Raw genomic sequence first — 19,957 nt, 5'->3', positions numbered from 1 at the left:
TCGGAACCGTCGGTAGGGCCGGACCCGTCGGTACGATCAGGGCCGTCGTTAAGGTCAGGCACGTCCTTCCACCGCCTTCGGTCGGGCGACGAGGATGACCAACAGGGCGATGGCCACCAGCAGCAACGACATCGCCACGGCGGCATCCACGTCGGCCTGCGCTTCGGTGTAGATGGCCAGCGGCAGCGTCCGTGTGGTGCCGCGCAGGCTCCCCGCGAAGGTGATGGTGGCCCCGAACTCGCCGAGCGCGCGTGCGAAGGTCAGTACCAGGCCGGACCCCAGCGGGGGAAGCAGCATGGGCAGTGTGACGCGCCGGAAGGTCAGCCACGGCCCGGCCCCCAGGGTGGCCGAGACCCGCTCGTACTCGGTTCCCGCCGCGCGCAGCGCTCCTTCCAGGCTCACCACCAGGAACGGCATGGCGACGAAGGTCTGCGCCAGCACCACGGCGGTGGTGGTGTACGGCAGGGTCAGTCCGAACCAGTCGCGCAGCGGTCCGCCGAGGGAGCCGGTGCGGCCCAGCAGGTAGAGCAGTGCCAGCCCGCCGACCACCGGGGGCAGCACCAGCGGCAGCAGCACGCACCCGCGCACGAATCGCAGCCCGGGAAAGCGGGAACGCGCCAGCACCACGGCCAGCGGTCCGCCGAGCAGCAGTGCCAGCACGGTCGCCGTCAGCGCGGTCCGCACCGACAGCTCCAGCGCGGTCAGCGCGGTCGAGCTGGTGAGCAGCGCGGGCAACCGTCCGGGGTCGATACGGGCGAACAGCCCGAGCACCGGCAGCACGATCAGCGCCAGCGCCAGCAGGGCGGGAAGCCGCAGCGGCAGGGGGACCCCCACCGGCCGCTCCCCGCCACGTGCGCGCCGAGCGGGGAGACGGATGCGTCGTGGCCCCGATTCGCTCACGGCGCACCGAAGCCGTACTCGCCGAGGATCCGCTGTCCCCGTTCACCGCGCACGAATTCGACGAACCGGCCGGCGAGTTCCGGGTGCTCCGCCGCGGCCAGGCGGGCGATCGGGTACTCGTTGGTCACCTCGTCGGAGGTCGGGAAGTCGATCGCCTCGACCTCGTCACCAGCGGAACCGGCGTCGGTGACGTAGACGAGTCCGGCGTCGGCCTCACCCGCGACGACCTTGTGCAGCACGTTCTTGACGTCGCTCTCCTCACTGACCGGGTCGAGCCGCACGCCGGAGGCGGACTCGACCTGTTCGGTGGCCGAACCGCACGGCACCCGCGGGGCGCAGACGACGAGCGAGGTGTCGGAGTCGGTGAGGTCGGCGAGCGACTCGACTCCCGCCGGATTGCCCGGCGGGACCACTATGGCCAGTTGGTTGGTGGCGAAGGTGTGGGGTTCACCCGCGAGCGCGTCGGCCCCGCGGACCCTGGCCATCATGTCGGTGTTCGCGGAGGCGAACACGTCACCGCCGCTGCCCTGCCTGATCTGCTCCGCCAGCAGCGAGGAGCCCTGGAAGTTGAACCGGATGTCGACTTCGGGGGCGCGCTTCGAGAACTCGTCGCCGATCTCGCGGAAGGGTTCGGTCAGTGAGGCCGCGGCCAGTACCGTCAGGGTGTTCCGATCGCCCGACGCGGCACCGCAGCCACTGAGCAGGGACAGCAGGACCACCAGCACCGCCGTCGGAGCCGCGCCGCGAGGCGTGCGGTTCATTGCCCACCTCCGGGGGTCTCGATTACCACGGCGGTGGACTTGACCACGGCCACCGCCAGCACCCCCGGGCGGAGCCCGAGGTCGGTCACCGCTTCGGTGCTCAACAGCGAAACCACCCGCTGGGACCCGCACTGGAGCTCGACCTGCGACATGACGGTGTCCGAGGTGACCTCGGTGACCAGCCCGACGAAGCGGTTGCGCGCGGAGCGCTCGATCCCGGAGGGGTCACGGGCGGCTCTGGCTCTGGCGCGGGCGAACCCGGCCAGCGCCGAGCCCTCGACCACCAGGCGACCGGAACCGTCCGACTCGGCGGGCAGTTGCTGCGCGTCCACCCAGCGTCGAACGGTGTCGTCGCTGACGCCGAGCAGTTCCGCTACCTCGGAAACACGATATTGCGGCACGAAAAACACGTTAAACTCGCGAATGCGGTTCGATCCAGGGGTTTTGTTCCGCTTTCACGGAATAAAGAAGTTTTCGTGTTTTTCTCCGAACCACACGCGGTCGCGGCCTTACCGATTGAGCGCACCGGCACAAAACCGTTTCGCGCGATCGAATTCGCCCCGACTTGGCGGTTACGCTGAACGGTGTGACTTCCGTGGACCTGGGCATCCCGGTCGCCCGCCGGACGATCGACACGTCGGCGCGTCCGGATACGCCGTACCTGGTCGACCGCTTCGGACGGATCGCGACCGACCTGCGGGTGTCCCTGATAGACAAGTGCAATCTGCGCTGCACCTACTGCATGCCCGCCGAGGGCTTGCCGTGGATGAAGCGCTCCGAGATGCTCGACACCGGGGAGATGATCCGGCTCATCGAGCTCGCGGTACGCGAACTCGGGGTGACCAACGTGCGCTTCACCGGTGGTGAACCGCTGCTGCGGCAGGACCTGGTGGACATCATCACCGCCACCAGCGAGTTGCCGCGGGCTCCCAAGACCTCGCTGACCACCAACGGCATCAACCTGGGCAGGTTCGCCGACCAGCTGGCCACGGCGGGGCTCGACCGAGTGAACATCTCGCTGGACACCCTGGACCGGGAGACGTTCCACCGGCTGACGCGCCGGGACCGGTTCGACGACGTGCTGGACGGACTGCGTGCGGCCAAGGAGTCCGGACTGGAACCGGTGAAGGTCAACGCCGTACTGCTGCGGAACACCAACGATCACGAGGCCTGCGATCTGCTGCGGTTCTGCCTGGAACGGGACTACCAGCTGCGGTTCATCGAACAGATGCCGCTGGATCCGCAACACGGCTGGGACCGCGAGGAGATGATCACCGCGGACGAGATCCTGCGGATGCTGGGTGAGGAGTTCACCCTCACCCCGTACAGCGCCGAACGCGGTTCGGCTCCGGCCGAACGCTGGCTCGTCGACGGCGGCCCCGCGACGGTCGGAGTGATCGGCTCGGTCACCAGGCCGTTCTGCGCCACGTGCGACCGCACCAGGCTGACGGCCGACGGGCAGCTGCGCTCCTGCCTGTTCTCGCAGACCGAGACCAACCTGCGCGAACCGATGCGGGAGGGCGCCGACAACGAGGAACTCGCCCGACTGTGGCGAGAGACCATGTGGGCCAAGGCCGCGGGGCACGGCATGGACGAGGAGGGCTTCGCGCAGCCTTCCCGCCCGATGAGCTCGATCGGCGGTTAGAACCTCTCGACGCGTTACTCGCTCGGTGGTTCGGCAGGCGCCGACCGGCGCGTGTCCGGACCTCCGAGCCGACACGGCATCTCCACGAGCCGACACGGCATCCCGAAAGGACTCCTCGGCCGATGATGGACGACCGGCAGGAAACACAGCTCGTCCCACCGGATCCCCCGCCGACGGGCTCCGCCGCGGCGACGACGGTCGCGGTGCGGGTGCGGTACTTCGCGGGTGCCCGTGCGGCGGCCGGGGTCGCGGAGGAGACGCTGCGGGTGAGCCCGAGCGCCGTTGACGTGCCGGTGTCCGCGGCCGACGTGGTCCGAGCCGTGCTGGCAACGCACGAGGAACCGTTGGCCCGGGTCGTCGGAGCGTGCGGTTTCCTGCTCGACGGGGTGGCCGTGCGGGACGAGACCGTGTCGGTTCCGGACGGGGCCGAGTTCGACGTGTTGCCACCGTTCGCGGGCGGCTGAGCGGGTCCGCGTCCCGATGATCCGACCGACACCTCGGCTCTCCACCAGTTGCTGTCGACCGCCGGCCGGGAACCACCGGCCGGGAACCCCGGGCTGGGCACAACAGCGGCGAGGAACCGACACGCCGGAGGCTATGTCTCGGCGTGTCTGCCTAACTCTTTTGTGTGATTTTACCGGGATCTCACAGCAGCCTTTCCGGCGCCACATCTTCCGCATTCCACAACCGGGTGACGGATCACCCGATGAACCGTTTTCGATCGCGCTTCGCGACCACCGAATAGCTAAGAGTGGCGAAACCGTCCGTCGCGCAACTTCCTTCCACACGGCGGCGAAAAATGACAGGATGGAACTACCACACTGGATCTGTGCGGTCGAAGCCGGGTCCGCAAAGGTGACTCAGACCTCACCGCGAGTGATCGATATCGACTCGGAAACGGCTTGATAACAACGCTGTGCGCTGCACAAATACCCCTGATCGAGTGACCCCGAAGTCATGTTACTGTGACTAGCGTCACATTCCATTAAGTTTCCGTTCGCTTGCGCGATTACGTACTGTTCCCATCGGTCGGCCCCGAACCGACCGGAACAACGAGAAACCGGGAAGTCCGCAGCGCCGAGCTCTGCCCGGCGGGCTTCCTACCCCCGAACGAAACGAAACCGGGCAGGGACGGGAAACCGTTGGAGTCCCCCGAAACTCCACGGAATCCGGGTTCCCTTCGGAGCCGTCGGAACTCCCGCAGGCGCGGCAGGAGAGAGGGACATGGCTCGTTACAAGGGCAAGCACCGTAAGTCGTCGAATTTCACTCGCAACGCCGCCAGGGTGGCCGTCGCGGGTGCTGTGGTGGCCACGCCGCTCGCGGTCGCCGCTCCGGCCAGTGCCGCGGACTGGGACGAGCTCGCCCAGTGCGAGTCCAGCGGTGACTGGCACATCAACACCGGCAACGGTTTCTACGGCGGCCTGCAGTTCACCCCTTCGACGTGGTCGGCCTTCGGCGGTGACCAGTACGCCCCGAACGCCCACCAGGCCAGCCGTGCCGAGCAGATCGCCATCGCCAAGAAGGTACTGGCCCAGCAGGGTCCCGGTGCCTGGCCGGGCTGCACCGCCAAGACCAACTGGGTCAGCGGCAGCACCGGGAACGAGGGCACCGTCTCCGAGGACTCCGCCGCCCAGGAGCAGGCAGCCGCGCCGCAGAAATCCGCCCCGAAACAGGAATCCGCCCCGAAACAGGAGCAGCCCGCCGAGACCGAGTCGGACTCCGGGCAGCAGTCCCAGCAGTCCACGGTGCGCTCGAACGGCGCCGACTACACCGTCCGCTCCGGCGACACGCTGAGCGAGATCGGTCAGCGGTTCGGCGTGAACTACCAGGACATCTACGAGCGCAACAGCGACGTCCTGGAGAGCGCCGACCTGATCTTCCCGGGTCAGCAGCTCGACATCCGCTGATGACGCGATAACCGAAACACGGCCGAGCTCCACCGCGGAGCCCGGCGCCCGGACGCGAACCGGTTCTCGGGATCGAGGGAGCGAGCACCGGCCCGGCGCCTAGCCGGGGACGCGGGATCCGGGCACACCGAGCTCGGGGCCTCGCCGCCTTCCCCCAGCGGCGGGGCCCCGTTCTTGTTCACCACACGGCTCCTCGAGGGCCCGGAGGACCTTTCGGACACGGTTGGACACCATCCGGCCACGGCACCAGAATGGATCATGGTTTTCGCCCCCGACCGGAGGGAGCGCGGTGCTCGAAGCCGTGATCCGAGCCGTGGTGACTCCCGCTTCTGTGGCGGTGTTCGTGGTACTGGCGCTGCTGGGGGCCGCGCTGCACGGCAGGCTGGCACGAGCCGCCGGAACGCGAAAGACCCCGACCCTGGCCGCGACGACGGCACTGGCCGCCGGAACGGCGGTGACACTCACGCCGCCGCGCGGACCGGAGTTCGGCCTGTCCGCGCGCCGGATATTCGCCTGCCCACTCGGTTGGCCCGACAGCTCGGGACTGTTGGATCTGCCCACGCCGACCCAGAGCTCGTTGAACTCGCTGGTGCTGCTGCCGTTCGGGATTTGTGCCGGGCTGGCCGTGCGGAATTGGCTGCAAACGGCCGCTGTCGTGGCGGTGATACTGCTGTTGCCCGCCCTGGTGGAGGCCAGTCAGGGATTCACGCTGTTCGTTCGGCACTGCAGCACGCAGGACTGGCTCGACAACGTCAGCGGCGGACTGCTGGGACTGGCGCTGGTGCTGCTCGTGCGAGGGATCACGGTCGTGTTCACCGGTGCACGACACCGCGACGGTTCGAGTATCGAACAACGACGATGAGTCTCGCCGGTGTCGCGGCACCACCTTGGCGTCGATTTCTCGCGAAATCTCCACCCCGGAGACCGCCGTGGAGACGCGGCCGTACGGCGTGAGCAGCACGCGTGTCCCCGGTGCGTGAGTCGGATGCATTGCAAGGCCGGGCCGCTCGCCGCGTAGGTCGCTACTCACCAACCGACTGATGTCCTTTCGGCGTGGCAACGCCGAACCACCACGCACGCAGCCCACACCGCCGCGGGTTCTCGCGTGCGGCTCTCGCGAGGAAGGCCCGACGTTGTGTAGGTCGCTACCCGATGTCGGGCCTCCCCGCAGCGAGAGCCGTGCGCGAGGTTCCGCCAACCGCACTGCCACGCAGACAGAGCCGACGCGGTAACACTAAGGGCAGTTGACCCACTCTTCCTGCCCGTCGTCGAAGACCTGGCGCTTCCACACCGGAAGCCGCCGCTTCACCTCGTCCACCAGCTCCGCACAGGCGTCGAAACCCTGCTTGCGGTGTTCGGCCGAGACCGCGCAGCCCAGCGCCACGTCACCGATCCCCAGCATCCCGGTGCGGTGCTGCACCGCGAGAGCGCGCACCCCGTCCGACCGCGAGAGCACATCGGCCGCCACCTCCGAGATCACCTCCTCGGCCGAGGGATGGCCGGTGTACTCCAACTCCTGGACCCCGCGCCCACCGTCGTGGTCGCGGACGGCACCCGCGAACGTGACCACCGCACCCGCCGCGCGATGCTCCACTCGCTCGGCGAGACGGGACACGTCGATGCTCTCCTCGGTCATTCCCGCGATCACGACTCCGTCCTCCCCGACGCTGGCGACCGAGTTCACCGGCGCGGGTTCGGCCGTGCCGCTGCCGGGGTTCGCGACAGGAGACGGCTCCGAGCCGAGGGAGTGATCACCACCGCGCAACTGCTCCAGCGCGTGCTCCAGCACGCCGTCCAGCACCTCGAGACCGTCCCGCACGCCCCCACGCGATCCGGGCAGGTTGACGACGAGCGTGCTGCCCGCGACACCGGCCAGCCCGCGCGAGAGGATCGCGGTGGGAACCTCGGGCAACCCGGCCTCGCGCAGGGCGTCCGCCAACCCCGGCACGGGGAAGTCCAGCACCCGCGCGGTCATCTCGGGAGTCCGGTCGGTGGGGCTGATGCCGGTACCGCCGGTGGTCAGCACGACCTCCACCCCCTCGGAGACGGCAGACCGCAGCGCTTCCCCCACCGGCTCGCCGTCGCCGACGACCTCGGCGTCGGGCACCCGGAAACCGCGCTGTCGCAGCCAGTCCACGATCACGGGGCCGGTGCGGTCCTCGTAGACTCCCCGCGCCGCGCGGTTGGAGGCGGCGATCACCCGGGCACTTCGTTGGGTCATGGTTGTCTCCCTGCTGCCTGCCACTCTGCCGAGTATTCGGCCCGGCGCTCACTCCGACCCGGCGCTCATTCCGACCCGGTGCCCATTTCCACGCGGTGCTCATTCCGAGTCTTCCGGCCGGGTCCACACCCCGGTTTTACCGCCCTCCTTGCGCTCGACGCGCACCTCGTCGAGCACGGCGGCCGGGTCCACCGCCTTGATCATGTCGTGCAGCGCCAGTCCGGCGCCGGTGACGGCGGTGAGGGCTTCCATCTCGACCCCGGTCCGGTCGGTGGTACGGACCGTGGCGGTTATCCGCACCTCCCGCTCCGCGGTTTCGAGTTCCACCCGCACTCCGGCGAGCGCGATGGGATGGCACAGCGGAACGAGATCCGGGGTTCGTTTGGCGGCCATGATGCCCGCGATACGGGCTGTGGCGAGCGCGTCCCCCTTCGGGAGATCGTCCCGGCGCAGCTGTTCGATCACGGCCGCCGTCGTACGCACCACCCCGGAGGCCACCGCGCTGCGGGCGCTGCTGTCCTTGTCGGCGACGTCGACCATCCGCGCGGCACCGGACTCGTCCACGTGGCTGAATTCGTGCTGTGTCGCCATGCGGCGAGCCTAGACGATCGGCACCGGAGCGACACAGGCGTGCGGCCGCCGTGGAGGTCCGACGACGGCCGCACTGTGAACCGGTGGTGCTTCGTCAGATATCGGCGTCCTCGTCGAGTTCCGCGAAGCCCGGCGCCACGGCACCCACCACGGTGCCGCCCGCGGCACCGCCATGTGCCGCCGGGGTGACCGACTCGCCGGAGACCGCGACCCTGCGGACCGCGTCCGCCACGGCGGGCGCGACCGTGGTGTCGAACACGCTGGGCACGATGAACGAGGCGTTCACCCGGTCATTGCCGTCCACCACGTCGGCGATGGCGTTGGAAGCGGCCAGCATCATGTCGTCGGTGATGTCGTGCGCGTGCGCGTCCAGCAGTCCTCGAAAGAACCCGGGGAAGGCCAGCACGTTGTTGATCTGGTTCGGGTAGTCGCTGCGGCCGGTGGCGACCACGGTGGCGTGTCGCTGCGCGACCAGCGGATCCACCTCGGGGTCGGGATTGGCCAGCGCGAACACGATCGCGTCGTCGTTCATGGCGGCCACGTCTTCCTCGCTGAGCAGGTTCGGCGCGGACACCCCGATGAACACGTCGGCACCCCGCACCGCGTCGCTCAGCGTCCCGGTGCGTTCCTCGGCGTTGGTCTGCTCCGCGATGGAGCGCAGGTGCTCGTCGGCGTCCTGCCGCTCGCTGTGCACGATGCCGTCGACGTCCACCGCGATGATGTCGGCCGGATCCTTCTTGCGCAGCAGCCGGATGATCGCGGAGCCCGCGGCGCCCACGCCGCAGACCACCACCCGACAGCCCGAGAGATCCTTGTCAACCACTCGCAGCGCGTTGCGCAGCGCCCCGAGCACGACGATGGCGGTGCCGTGCTGGTCGTCGTGGAAGACGGGGATGTTGAGCTTCTCCCGGAGCCTGGCCTCGATCTCGAAACAACGCGGCGCCGCGATGTCCTCGAGGTTGATACCACCGTAGACGGGAGCGAGCAGCTCCGCGGCTCGGATGATCTCCTCGGTGTCCTGGGTGTCCAGGCACACCGGCCAGGCGTTGACCCCGGCGAACTTCTTGAACAGCGCCGCCTTGCCCTCCATCACGGGCAACGCCGCCTCGGGACCGATGTTGCCGAGCCCGAGAACGGCCGAGCCGTCGGTGAGTACCGCGACGGAACTGCGTTTGACGGTCAGTCGGCGCGCGTCGTCGGGATTCTTCGCGATGGCGGTGCACACCCGTGCCACACCGGGGGTGTAGGCGCGGGAGAGATCGTCACGATTGGCCAGCGCGACCTTCGAGTTGACCTCGATCTTGCCGCCGAGGTGCACCAGGAAGGTCCGATCGGAGACCTTGCGAACGTGCATGCCCGGCAACGCCTCGAGAACCTCGGTGATGTCCTCGGCGTGATCGGCGGACAACGAGTTGCAGGTGATGTCCACGACGATGCGGTCGGAGTGCGACTCCACCACGTCGAACGCGGTGATGACCGCACCGGTACGACCGACCGCGGTGGTGAGATCACCGGCGGCGTTGGCCGAGGGCGGCGCCTCGACACGAACGGTGATCGAATAGCCCGGACCTGGAACCGGCATGTAGCACCTCTGTCAGTGATGAGCTCTCGCGAAACCCTGTGGCAGTTCCGAGACTAGAACTCACCATCGCGGCACCACGGCGACCCCGTCCCAACGGGTGTTCGTCCCCTACCGGCCAACGCCCCTGGCAGGACCCGGCCAACCCGCTCCTCGCCGTGCCCCGCCCGCCGGAACCTCTCGCGGTCCCCGGCCGCGTGTGGTCGATCCGACACCGGGGAGCACCGGTGGTACGCCGGGGCGAGCGGGGCGGCGACCGTTCACGTGAGCGAGTACCGCTACGAGCTCTTGTTGATCCTGGTCTCGGGGTGGTGGTAAGGCACGGAGCCCTCCGGCAGCGGGAAGGTGACCTCCCCGAAGGGGGACATGGCGCCCTGGCGATCGGCCAGGAACTCGGTCACCGGGTGCCCGTCCTCGTCGTGCGGCCATTCCGGGTCGATGCGCTCACGTTTGGACTTGTTCGCGTCGGCCACGCCAACCTCCTTCGGGGATTCCCGCCGCGTACGCCCGGTGGTCCCGGCCGGAACCGAGCCGCGAGAGGGTTTCGAACTTACCTACTGGAAGCACAGTCTGCCTGATCCGAGGTGTTGCCCCCACCACCCCCGAACGCCGAGTGCCGTCTACCACACACCACCGGGTAGCCACCCGCACGGGTATGTTGGAACGGATGCCCGCCGACCCAGCCGCGAACGAACCGCCCCCCGAAAGCGTCGACTCGCTGACCGAACTACTGCGTTCCGGCGACGACCGGCAGCTGCTCGCGCTGCTGCGTTCGCGACCCGATCTGGCGACACCGCCTCCGACGGACTCCGCGGTGCTCGCGGCACGCGCGACGGTGCGTTCCTCGGTCACGCGCGCCTGCGAGGACCTGGACTCGTTCAGCCTGAACGTGCTGGAGGCCCTGGTGCTGCTGGACGCCGACGAGCGAACCGTGTCACTGGAGCGGCTCACCGGCTTCTTCGGCGGCGAGGCCACCCGGGAGCAGCTGCGGGCACGAATCGATCCGCTGCGGGAGCGCGCCCTGGTGTGGGGACCGGACGAGGCGCTGCGCACCGCGGTCACGGTGCGGGAAACCATCGGCGCCCACCCCGCGGGGCTGGGGGCCGAACTCGGGGGACTGTCCGAACAGCGCGCCCGGGAGGTCCTGGCGGAGCTGGACGACGAGGAACTCGGCGTCGTGACCAAGCTCGCGGGTGCTTCCCCGATCGGGCGCACGGGGCAGGCAAAACCCGGCGCGGAGCGTTCGGACACCCCGATCGGTCGGCTGCTGCTCCGCGGTCTGCTGCTCCGGCGGGACGAGAACACCGTCGAGCTGCCCCGTGAGCTCGGGCTCGCCGCGCGAGGCGACCGCCCGATGGGGACCGTGGCGACGGCGGAACCGGTGCCGGAACTCGACGAGCACGGCCAGCAGCGCATCGACGGCACGGCAGCCGGTGAGGCGCTGGAGCTGAACCGCCACGTCGAGCTGTTGCTGGAGAGCTGGGGACAGGAACCTCCGGACGTGCTGCGTTCCGGCGGCGTGGGGGTGCGTGACGTCCGTGAACTGGCCAGGAAGCTGGGCAGCGACGAGACGCGCGCCGCGCTGGTCGTGGAGCTGGCGGCGGGGACGGGGCTGGTCGACACCAGCCCCGAGGAGGATCCGCAGTGGGTTCCGACGGTGCAGGCCGATGTGTGGTTGGCCGCCTCTCCGGAACACCGCTGGGCACTGCTGGCCGGGTCCTGGCTGGAGCTGCCCCGGTTGCCCGGGCTGATCGGTTCGCGGGACGCGCGGGACCGGTTGCTGGGCACGCTGTCCGAGGGACTGCGACGTTCCTCGGCGCCTCGCGATCGGCGGCGCGTGTTGGAGTTGCTGGACGAGCAGCCCGGCGGATGGGGTTTCCGGCGGGACGACGGCGTGGCCGCCGTGCTCGCCTGGCGCGCTCCGCGACGCGGCGGTTCGATGCGCGACGAACTGGTGACCTGGACGCTCCGGGAGGCGAGGGCGTTGGGGATCGTCGCGCTCGGGGGGCTCTCCTCGGCCGGGCGCGCGTTGCTGACCGGTGACGAGAGTGCTGCCGCCGGGGTGATGGCCTCGGCGATCCCGGAACCGGTCGACCACGTGCTGGTGCAGGCCGATCTGACCGTGGTGGCCCCTGGCAGGTTGGAGCCGGAGCTGGCCGCCGAGCTGAACCTGGCCGCCGACGTGGAGTCGGCGGGCAGCGCCACGGTCTATCGCGTGAGCGAGTCGAGCGTGCGACGAGCGCTCGACGCCGGACGCAGCAGCGAACAGCTGCGGGAACTGTTCGAGCAGCGTTCCCGCACCCCGGTGCCGCAGGGACTGACCTATCTCATCGACGACACGGCCCGCAGACACGGCAAACTACGCGCGGGAACGGCTTCGTCGTTTCTGCGCTGCGAGGACCCCGTGGTGCTCACCGAGGTCCTCGGCAAGCAGCAGCTGGCCCACCTGGGGCTGCGCCGGATCGCCCCGACCGTGCTGATCAGCCCACTGCCGTTGGAGCAGCTCGTCGACGAGTTGCGCGGCAACGGTTACGCGCCGGTCGCGGAGAGCAGCGACGGTGGTGTGCTGGATCTGAGCCGGGGACCGCAGCGGATCAAGGGCCGGGGCAGGTACGGCGGAGCACGCGGCGAACCGGGCAACTCCGCTCGCCCGGACGAGCAGCAGCTCACCGAGCGGGTGCGAACCCTGCGGGCGGGAGATCAGGCCGCCGCCACGCGGGGCAACACCATCGCGCCCGAACGCGGCAGGCCCAGCGCGAACGCGACGCTGGAACTGCTGCGGGAGGCGGCGCGCCAGAGCCACAGCGTGTGGCTGGGGTTCGTGGACGCCCAGGGTGGAGCGACGCAGCGGATCGTGCGGCCGGTCAGTGTCGGCGGCGGCGTGTTGCAGGGGTTCGACTCCGCCCGAGGCGAGCTGGGTGACTTCCCGCTGCACCGGATCACCTCGGTGGCGGTGGTCGACCAGTGAGCGGCACGCCCGGAAGTCCCGCGACGGAATCAGCCTGACCGGGCACGCACCGGCACTCGGCCGGTGCCTCCGGAGCGTCGTGATTCCCTCGGTCGAGCACCCCCGCGGGGCGGATCGCCCCACTTCGGGAGTGACACGACTCACGCACCGGGAGGCTCGGCCGGGCGGGCCGAACCCCGGTCACCGGGGACGGCGAACCGCTCAGCTCTGCGAGGTCGCCATCCGCTGCCGCATCGCGTGCTGCACGAGTGTGATCAGGGTGTTCTTGGTGGACTCCTTGTCCCTGGCGTCGCACCCCAGAATCGGCACGGATTCGTCGATGGTCAGCGCCTCCCGCACATCCTCGATACGGTGGTGCATCACCCCGTCGAAGGTGTTGACCGCCACCACGTAGGGCAGCTGACGATCGTCGAAGAAATCGATCGAGGCGAAGGCATCGGCGAGACGGCGGGTGTCCACGAGCACCACCGCGCCGATGGCGCCCCGGACCAAGTCGTCCCACATGAACCAGAAGCGGTGCTGGCCGGGGGTTCCGAACAGATACAGGATCAGCTCGGAGTCCAACGAGACCCTGCCGAAGTCCATGGCGACCGTGGTGGTCACCTTGCCCGGCGTGGCCGTGAGGTCGTCGACCCCGACGCTGGCCTCGGTCATGACCGCTTCGGTGGTCAACGGGAGGATCTCGGAGACCGATCCGACCAGGGTCGTCTTGCCTACCCCGAAACCACCGGCGACCACGATCTTCGTCGAGGTCTTTCCACCACCGTCTCCACCGTTCATCGCGTGGGGATCAGAGCCTGCGAAGCCCACTGAGCACCCTTTCCAAGAACTCCATGGACGGCCGGTCGCCCACGACCATTCCGCTATCGTGAATCTCGACCAGGCCGAGACTGGCCATATCGCCGATCAGCACTCGCACCACTCCCAGCGGAAGCCGCAGGTGCGCCGAGATCTCGGCGATCGAACGGGCATCCGTGCACAGGCCACAGATCGACCGGTGTTCCGGTGTGGCCTGGGCACTCTGCGTGCGACCTCGCTCACTGGTCGAGACCAGGGTCTCGATCGCGAGTTCGTAGTCGCTCCGGGTACGCCCGCGCGTCCGGGCGTACGGCCGCATCAGCGAGCCTTCTTCCTCAGTGTCGTCACCCGACGTGCCGTCCTGTCCCGGGATGGAAGGCATCGAGGAGGAAATCGACGGCATGGACTGCGACAGCGGGGACATCGGCTGCGAGATGGACGGCATGGACATCGGACCGCCGCCCGAGCCGTCCTCACCGCCACGCGGCTCCTGGCCGGAGGCGGCTTCGCCGTACTCCGAGCGGTAGTCGGATCCGTAGAGATCCGCCCCCGGTCCGCCGAAGAGTCCGCGCTGGTACTCCTCGGTACTGGCGGCTTCGCCGCCGCGCGGCGTGCGTTGCCCTCCGGCACCGCCGTCCGGAGCTTCACCGAGGAAGTCCTGCTGCCAGTCGTCACCCATCCGTTGGCTGTAGAGCCGGAACAGGTCACCGTCCCAGTTCGGGTTGGCCCCCTCGCTCATCATGAGCTCCCAACGTCAGCCTCGGCTGATCTCATCGACCCATACCCTGCAACTGAGCGCGCAGCTCGGGGGTGAGCTGTCGCCCGACACGCTCCACCAACAGGGTCATCTCGTAAGCCACCAGCCCGATGTCGGCATTGGGCGCGGCCAACACCGCCAGGCAGGAGCCGTCACTGATCGACATCAGGAACAGGTAGCCCTGTTCCATCTCGACGACCGTCTGGGTGACGTCACCTGCCTCGAAACAACGCGCGGCGCCTTGGGTAAGGCTGACCAGCCCTGACGCGACGGCGGACAGCTGCTCCGCACGGTCTCGGGGCAGACCCTGCGATCCTGCGAGCAACAGACCGTCCGCGGAGACCACGACAGAGTGCGCCACGCCGGGTACCCGACGCACGAAGTCGGTGATCAGCCAACTGAAGCTGTTGCTGCTCATGGGTTGTTGGACGGACCCGGTCACTCCTGCTCCTCGGGACGGCTCGGAATCGAGCGGGACTGTTCGGTCGATTCTGGTTCGACCTTTGCGTGCCTACCACGCCGGACGCCTTGCTGGAAGTTGGACATTCTGCCACGGACGGCCGAGGCCGACCGGGGCACTGCCGGTTTGCTGGGCGGCGGCGACTGGTGTTCTGTCGCCGAGCCCGGAACAAGATTCGACTTCGGTCTGCGCTTGGGCAACCCTGCCGCGGTTTGTTCCTGTTCCTGCTCGGTCTGCTGTACGAGTGCTTCGGCGGCCTCCCAACCGGCGTCGCCGGCGCCCCAGCCCGGGTCCTCACCGGACTGACGCGCGTCGGCCACCCGGTTGCGCTCCTCACGGTTGGCCGCCCTGCGGCCGGAGAAGGCACGCATGGCGGTTTCCGAGCTGTTGGAACCACCGCTGTCGGTCGCGGATCCGGCCTCCGGCGCGGGGACGGCCCCGCCGGGATCCTCGTGCGGCACTCGCCGTTCGTGGCCCTCGGGCTCGGCGGGCCACGAAGCAGGCTCGCGCTGCACGGCCGAATCACGAGCGCTCGGTTGGGAACCATTCCGAGACTCGCCTCCGGTAACACCAACATCGAGATCGTCACCAGACGATACCGTGTGGTTCATACCATTACGTCGCGAGTCACCGCCATGATCGCCGGTGAACGTCGAGCGCCCCGGCCAACCGATCGCGTCGTCGACCAGCTCGGAGTCGGAGGGCAACTCGGAGTTGCGCTCCAGGGCCGAACGCCCCGAAGCGGCGGGTTCCCCGTCGTCCTCGCGGAACCACTGCGAGAGCACCGCTTCGTATATCGGCAGTCGCTCGGTCGGGGTGTCGTCCATCTCCGGCCCACCCGAGTCGGAACCGAATCCGACAGCGGGCACCTGCTCGGTGATGCCGGTGTCACCCGCGGCAACGGGCGGTGCTGCCCCGGCGGGTTCGTCCTCCGGCGCGGGGCCGGGCCAGGACATGTGTTGTTCGGTCTTCTCCGACTCGAACGGACTGTGGAACAGGTCCGGAGAGTCCTCCAGCCCCGGAGGTGCGGCGCAGCGCCCCTCGTATTCGTCCGAGAGGTCCGATTCACCCGGGAAGCCCGATTCGGCCGCGCGGGGCGAATCCGCCGGGCCCGGCCAGTCCATCGTGGGCCGCTCGTCGCGCCGGCGTTCCGGTTCGCCCGGGGAATCCCGCGATTCGGAATCGTTCTCCCATCGCGGAACCTCGGTGACTCCGTAGGTGTCCCCCGAGGACAACCGCACCGAATAGCTGGGGGTCTCCGGCGACTCCGAATCCGGTGACCAGGGTTCCGGTTGTTCCTCCGGCCACGGGGCTCGCGTGGTCGGTTCCGCCTCCAATGCCGCCGGACTGTCCGGGACGGCGTCCCGTTCGTCGAGTTCCGGGGAGTTCGAGGGGAACTGCTGGTGGTAGCCGTTGTTGGCCTGCGGTTGCTCCAACTGGGCCGAGCGGTCGGCGCCGCCGAACGCGGCGGCGAGCCCCGAGTTGGAGCCGGTCTCGCCCATGCCGTCCCGCGACTGCTCGCGCGGCATGTCGGGCATCGGCATGGGGCCGTTCGGGGTGAGCTGCACGATCAGCTCGCCCGGCAACCGGACGGTGGCGGTGGCGCCACCCTCGAGGTCACCGTTGTTCTGCAGTTCGACCGTGACGTGGTGCCTGCGTGCGAGCTGGCCGACGACGTAGAGGCCCATTCGGCGCGAGACCGCCACGTCGATGTCCGGCGGGCGAACCAGCCGGTCGTTGATCTCGTCGAGCTGCTCCGCGTCGACGCCCACACCGCGGTCACGGATCTCCAGCACGAGCTCCTGCCTGCGATAGGCGGTACGCACGGTGACCTCGGTGTCCGGGTTGGAGTAAACGGTGGCGTTCTCCAACAGCTCCGCGATGAGGTGCACGATGTCGTTGACCACGCGCCCCTGCATCGCCAGTTCGGGCGTCTCGCCGATGACCACCCGCGCGTACTGCTCCACCTCGGAGACGGAAGCGCCGATGACCTCGCTGAGCGGAACCGGACGCACCGTCCGACGGGTCAGATCGGTGCCACCGAGAATGAGCAGGTTCTCGTTGTTGCGGCGCATCCGGGTGGCGAGGTGGTCCAGTTCGAACAGCTGGCTGAGCTGGTCGGGGTCCTGTTCGTCCTGTTCCAGCCGGTCGATCAGCGACAGCTGACGCTGCACCAGCGTCTGACTGCGGCGTGCCAGGTTGACGAACAGGTCGTTGACGTTGTTGCGCAGCAGGGCCTGTTCGGAGGCCAGGCGCAGCGCCTGCGCGTGCACCGCGTCGAAGGAACGCGCCACCCTGCCGATCTCCTCGGTGGTGTGCACCGGGATCGGGTCGATACGGCTGCGTTCGCCCAGGTCCGGATTGTCGTCCTCGAGGATGGACTCGACCGCCTCCGGGAGCCGGTTGTCGGCCACGTTCAGCGCGGAACGCCGCAGCGTGCGCAGCGGCAGCAGCAGTGAACGCGCAACGAGGAGCGCGATGGCGAACGCCACGACCAACACGAGGAGTACCAGCACCACCACGACGTAGGTCTGGGTGCGAGCGGCACCGGCGAGCTGATCCGCCTGGTTCTGCAACTGTTGCCGGAGTTCCGACTCCACCTGGTAGGTGAGGTTCACCGTCTGCGTCGCGGTGCGCATCCACTCCTGCGCGTTTATATCGCCCAGCCCCTCACCCTGCTGGGTCTGCACGATGGCGGTTTCTTGCAGGTCACGAGCCTGTCCGACCGCGAGACCGGAGACGGTGTCGTTGTAGCGCTGGATCTGGGCGTTGGTGGCACGCTTGCGGAAGTCCTCCAGAGCGGCTTCCATGCTCGCGTCGGTGGCGAGCAGTTGTCGCTGGCCACCGATGCCGAACTCGCCGCTTTCCAACGCCGAGAGCAGCCTGGCGCGTTTGACCGATTCCTGCTCCTTGACCCGGGACAGCGCGTTGGTCGCCCGGTAGAGCCGAACCACGCTCTCGTTGTTGATCCTGGTGACGGCACGCTCACCGAGCGCGATCAGGTTGTCCACCGAGGCGCTGTAGGCACGTAGCGCGGCCTTGGCCGGATAAGCGGTCTCGTCGGTGACCGAGCGCAGTGCTTGCAGCCGGTCCAACCGGTTGATCGCTTGCTCGTAAGGTGTGGCGACAGTGGTGTTGCCCTGCTGTTTCGCCTCGTCGATCGCCGAGCGGAACCGCTCGATCGCGGCGTCCACGGCGTCGCGCTGCTCGGTGAGCTGGGAACGTTCACCGCCGCGTCCGGCCGCGATGTAGGCCACTGTGAGGTCGCGCTCGCGCTGTAACTGGTGCACGACCTCAGCGGATCTGGTGTCCAGAGTGACCTGCTCCCGCATCCGGAGCAGTTGCTGTGTCTGGTTGTAGTCGGAGACGACCTGCAGGGCACCGAAGACCAGCGCTGCCAGCGCCGGGACGAGCAGGACCACCAGCAGCTTGGTTCGCAGGCGCCAGTTGCGCATCCGCAGCCCACCCGAGGGGCGCTCCTCGGAGTGATCATCGACCGGACCGCTGCTGCCGTTCGCAGCGGGTGCCTCCCCCGGCGCACCCGTTTCACTCGCGGTCGCGGTTTCCGCACCCGTCATCAATGGGTGTGAACCCGCTGACCCCGTCCCGGTCGACCGATCGGGGCCTTTGTTTCCTCCGGCCACTCGTGGCTTCCTCATTCCGACAGTTACGGGCACGTGTCGTCTCCGCAGTGCGGACAATCGACACCGAAAACACGGAAAGTGCAGCTCAGGGGATGGTCTTCACCCTGACATCCCGAACGCACCACCCATGGAGCCGGGGCTGCGCGACTCCTGCGGGCGGCCTCAGCGTACTGGCGCACACCGCGATCGGGAAAGTGGGTCGCTATACGTACCGTTATTCACACTATTGCCAGGATTAGACCTTTAGAGGGTAATCACCCGGGTAGATCGGCACAGCGAGCTACCCCCACGGGGAGCTGTGAGATAAAACACCCAACGAGGTGCGGGCGCCTGAGATCAATCGCACTCGTTATCCGAAAGAGATTCATTGTTCGCACTGTGTGTCCAAATAGCTCATTGTGCATCACTCTTGTGGTGGTGTAACTATTGAGCTGTTGACTCTTAGTACCGGAACCGTGAAAGTAATGACCTGTTCGCCGTCCCGTTCAGATCACCCGAAAGAGCATTGCTGACCATGGTTCGACCTGTTACGCGCGGCGGCCCCAGCGGCCGCTCACTGTCCCGGAGAGCGCTGGCGCTCGCTGCCGGAATCGGTCTTTTCCTGACCTCCGGCTGCGGCCTGCTGAGCGGCTCGGAAGGCAACGAGGAATCGAACTCCGGGATGACCACCATCAACCTGGGCACCATGCCCGCGGTTGACGTGGCACCACTGCACCTGGCCAAGGACAAGGGTTACTTCGCCGAAGAGGGCCTGAAGGTCAACACAAGCACCATCGCCGGTGGTGCGCAGGGAATCCCGAAGATCGCCAGCGGCGAGCTGGACGTCACCTTCGGCAACTGGGTCTCGTTCATCCGGGCCAAGCAGCAGGACAAGGTGGACGTCAAGGCCATCTCGGACGCCTACCAGGCCACCAAGGGCACGTTCCTGCTGATGCACATGCCGGACGGAACGGTCCAGGAGCCCGCCGAACTCGAGGGCAAGAAGGTGGCCGTGAACACGCGGGCCAACCTCAACGAACTCACCGCGGTGAGCGCGTTGCAGACCCGAGGTGTCGACACCAGCAAGATCGAGTTCGTCACGATGGACTTCCCGGACATGCCCGCCGCACTGGAGCGGGGCGATGTCGCGGCTGCCTCGGTGATCGAGCCCTTCATCTCCCGTGCCAACCAGCTCGGCGCGGAGACCCTGCTCGATCAGGCCTCCGGCCCGACCGCGAACATGCCGATCGCCGGCTACGCCGCCACCAGCGACTGGGTCGAGCAGAACACCGAGGCCGCTGCCAAGTTCCAGCGCGTGATGTCGAAGGCCCAGGCCGAGGCCAACGGTGACCGCAACGCGGTCGAGGAACTGCTGCCGGACTACACCAAGATCGAGCCGAAGACGGCTTCGCTGGTCACGATCGGCACCTACCCCTCGACGCTCGAAGCCAGCAGGCTCAAGAGCGTCGTGAGCCTGATGGAGAACAACGGTGAGCTCCCGGCGAACCAGTTCGAGATCAAGACGATGCTCTACCAGGCGCCCGAAAGCAGCGAGTGACCTGAGGACGAGCAACACCAGCCGGGCCGCCGAACGCGGCCCGGCGTTTGCTTTGCCGCTCGACTGATCGAGGTTTTCCGCCCGGGAATGCGAGGCGCTCGCCGGGCCGAAGCTCCCGGCGGGACGAACTCGTAACAGTGTCCCGGATCGACGGATCCCGGCCAAACCATCGGAACCAGTCAGGAAAC

Annotated in this window: 17 protein-coding genes; 6 read left to right on the top strand and 11 right to left on the bottom strand. The window is 68.3% G+C overall.

The features are described 5' to 3' along the window. Window positions 1-54: 54 nt before the first annotated feature. The 3 genes from J2S53_RS18955 to J2S53_RS18945 form a co-directional block, all read right to left on the bottom strand. Window positions 55-834: an ABC transporter permease gene (locus J2S53_RS18955; protein ID WP_245779961.1), complete on the bottom strand. Its 780-nt coding sequence runs from the start codon at window positions 832-834 to the stop codon at window positions 55-57. Between the two features lie 62 nt (window positions 835-896). After that, window positions 897-1,661: a molybdate ABC transporter substrate-binding protein gene (gene modA, locus J2S53_RS18950; protein ID WP_456242107.1), complete on the bottom strand. Its 765-nt coding sequence runs from the start codon at window positions 1,659-1,661 to the stop codon at window positions 897-899. Then, complete coding sequence (locus J2S53_RS18945; RefSeq protein ID WP_456242106.1) at window positions 1,658-2,062, bottom strand: TOBE domain-containing protein; 405 nt, start codon at window positions 2,060-2,062, stop codon at window positions 1,658-1,660. Before J2S53_RS18945 ends, modA begins: the two co-directional genes overlap by 4 nt. Window positions 2,063-2,247: 185 nt before the next feature. On the opposite strand from J2S53_RS18945, the gene moaA reads away from it, so the two are divergent. From moaA to J2S53_RS18925, 4 genes are all read left to right on the top strand, one after another. After that, window positions 2,248-3,306 (top strand): GTP 3',8-cyclase MoaA, encoded by a 1,059-nt coding sequence (moaA, locus tag J2S53_RS18940; RefSeq protein WP_456242105.1) that lies wholly within the window; start codon window positions 2,248-2,250, stop codon window positions 3,304-3,306. Window positions 3,307-3,428: 122 nt separating this feature from the next. Beyond that, a complete protein-coding gene (locus tag J2S53_RS18935; protein WP_456242104.1) occupies window positions 3,429-3,770 on the top strand; it encodes a MoaD/ThiS family protein in 342 nt (113 codons plus the stop codon). 760 nt (window positions 3,771-4,530) lie between these two features. Next, window positions 4,531-5,214, top strand: a complete 684-nt coding sequence (locus J2S53_RS18930; protein WP_456242103.1) for a transglycosylase family protein — start codon at window positions 4,531-4,533, stop codon at window positions 5,212-5,214. A gap of 289 nt (window positions 5,215-5,503) precedes the next feature. Continuing rightward, on the top strand, window positions 5,504-6,076 hold the full coding sequence (locus J2S53_RS18925; protein WP_456242102.1) for a VanZ family protein: 573 nt from the start codon (window positions 5,504-5,506) through the stop codon (window positions 6,074-6,076). Window positions 6,077-6,448: 372 nt separating this feature from the next. On the opposite strand, the gene J2S53_RS18920 is transcribed toward J2S53_RS18925, so the two are convergent. The 4 genes from J2S53_RS18920 to J2S53_RS18905 form a co-directional block, all read right to left on the bottom strand. Continuing rightward, the gene (locus tag J2S53_RS18920) at window positions 6,449-7,435 is read right to left on the bottom strand and encodes a molybdenum cofactor biosynthesis protein MoaE (protein ID WP_456242101.1); all 987 of its coding nucleotides are present in this window, start codon (window positions 7,433-7,435) and stop codon (window positions 6,449-6,451) included. A 99-nt stretch (window positions 7,436-7,534) separates the two neighbouring features. Continuing rightward, the gene (gene moaC / locus J2S53_RS18915) at window positions 7,535-8,026 is read right to left on the bottom strand and encodes a cyclic pyranopterin monophosphate synthase MoaC (RefSeq protein WP_456242100.1); all 492 of its coding nucleotides are present in this window, start codon (window positions 8,024-8,026) and stop codon (window positions 7,535-7,537) included. A 94-nt stretch (window positions 8,027-8,120) separates the two neighbouring features. Then, window positions 8,121-9,608 (bottom strand): malic enzyme-like NAD(P)-binding protein, encoded by a 1,488-nt coding sequence (locus J2S53_RS18910; protein ID WP_456242099.1) that lies wholly within the window; start codon window positions 9,606-9,608, stop codon window positions 8,121-8,123. Window positions 9,609-9,883: 275 nt separating this feature from the next. Continuing rightward, window positions 9,884-10,078: a hypothetical protein gene (locus J2S53_RS18905; RefSeq protein WP_092974169.1), complete on the bottom strand. Its 195-nt coding sequence runs from the start codon at window positions 10,076-10,078 to the stop codon at window positions 9,884-9,886. Window positions 10,079-10,272: 194 nt separating this feature from the next. Here J2S53_RS18905 and J2S53_RS18900 point away from each other — a divergent pair, with 194 nt between their 5' ends. Continuing rightward, the gene (locus J2S53_RS18900; RefSeq protein WP_456242098.1) at window positions 10,273-12,573 is read left to right on the top strand and encodes a helicase-associated domain-containing protein; all 2,301 of its coding nucleotides are present in this window, start codon (window positions 10,273-10,275) and stop codon (window positions 12,571-12,573) included. Between the two features lie 201 nt (window positions 12,574-12,774). Here the strand turns inward: J2S53_RS18900 and J2S53_RS18895 are convergent, their stop codons facing one another. Genes J2S53_RS18895 through J2S53_RS18880 form a run of 4 tightly spaced genes read right to left on the bottom strand, consistent with a single transcriptional unit; the run spans window position 12,775 to window position 18,166 of the window. Next, a complete protein-coding gene (locus tag J2S53_RS18895) occupies window positions 12,775-13,383 on the bottom strand; it encodes a GTP-binding protein (protein ID WP_456242097.1) in 609 nt (202 codons plus the stop codon). Then, window positions 13,364-14,110 carry a DUF742 domain-containing protein gene (locus J2S53_RS18890; protein ID WP_092975004.1) on the bottom strand — a complete coding sequence of 249 codons (747 nt, stop codon included), beginning with the start codon at window positions 14,108-14,110 and terminating at the stop codon, window positions 13,364-13,366. Before J2S53_RS18890 ends, J2S53_RS18895 begins: the two co-directional genes overlap by 20 nt. A gap of 31 nt (window positions 14,111-14,141) precedes the next feature. Next, window positions 14,142-14,570 carry a roadblock/LC7 domain-containing protein gene (locus tag J2S53_RS18885; protein WP_017973097.1) on the bottom strand — a complete coding sequence of 143 codons (429 nt, stop codon included), beginning with the start codon at window positions 14,568-14,570 and terminating at the stop codon, window positions 14,142-14,144. Beyond that, a complete protein-coding gene (locus J2S53_RS18880; RefSeq protein ID WP_456242096.1) occupies window positions 14,567-18,166 on the bottom strand; it encodes a nitrate- and nitrite sensing domain-containing protein in 3,600 nt (1,199 codons plus the stop codon). Before J2S53_RS18880 ends, J2S53_RS18885 begins: the two co-directional genes overlap by 4 nt. Before the next feature lie 580 nt (window positions 18,167-18,746). Here J2S53_RS18880 and J2S53_RS18875 point away from each other — a divergent pair. Continuing rightward, complete coding sequence (locus J2S53_RS18875) at window positions 18,747-19,769, top strand: ABC transporter substrate-binding protein (RefSeq protein ID WP_456242095.1); 1,023 nt, start codon at window positions 18,747-18,749, stop codon at window positions 19,767-19,769. Window positions 19,770-19,957 lie beyond the last annotated feature (188 nt).

The organism is Actinopolyspora lacussalsi, from assembly GCA_030803735.1.
GTDB classification, from domain to species: Bacteria; Actinomycetota; Actinomycetes; order Mycobacteriales; family Pseudonocardiaceae; genus Actinopolyspora; species Actinopolyspora lacussalsi.
The sequence above is the reverse complement of the archived record's forward strand: the minus strand, read 5'-3'. Positions and strand labels throughout refer to the sequence as shown.

Excerpts from the sequence above, each read along its gene's own strand:
- modA (WP_456242107.1), bottom strand. The coding sequence starts at position 1,661 with ATGAACCGCACGCCTCGCGGCGCGGCTCCGACGGCGGTGCTGGTGGTC.
- J2S53_RS18935 (WP_456242104.1), top strand. The coding sequence starts at position 3,429 with ATGATGGACGACCGGCAGGAAACACAGCTCGTCCCACCGGATCCCCCG.
- J2S53_RS18930 (WP_456242103.1), top strand. The coding sequence starts at position 4,531 with ATGGCTCGTTACAAGGGCAAGCACCGTAAGTCGTCGAATTTCACTCGC.
- J2S53_RS18920 (WP_456242101.1), bottom strand. The coding sequence starts at position 7,435 with ATGACCCAACGAAGTGCCCGGGTGATCGCCGCCTCCAACCGCGCGGCG.
- moaC (WP_456242100.1), bottom strand. The coding sequence starts at position 8,026 with ATGGCGACACAGCACGAATTCAGCCACGTGGACGAGTCCGGTGCCGCG.
- J2S53_RS18910 (WP_456242099.1), bottom strand. The coding sequence starts at position 9,608 with ATGCCGGTTCCAGGTCCGGGCTATTCGATCACCGTTCGTGTCGAGGCG.
- J2S53_RS18900 (WP_456242098.1), top strand. The coding sequence starts at position 10,273 with ATGCCCGCCGACCCAGCCGCGAACGAACCGCCCCCCGAAAGCGTCGAC.
- J2S53_RS18890 (WP_092975004.1), bottom strand. The coding sequence starts at position 14,110 with ATGAGCGAGGGGGCCAACCCGAACTGGGACGGTGACCTGTTCCGGCTC.
- J2S53_RS18880 (WP_456242096.1), bottom strand. The coding sequence starts at position 18,166 with ATGACGGGTGCGGAAACCGCGACCGCGAGTGAAACGGGTGCGCCGGGG.
- J2S53_RS18875 (WP_456242095.1), top strand. The coding sequence starts at position 18,747 with ATGGTTCGACCTGTTACGCGCGGCGGCCCCAGCGGCCGCTCACTGTCC.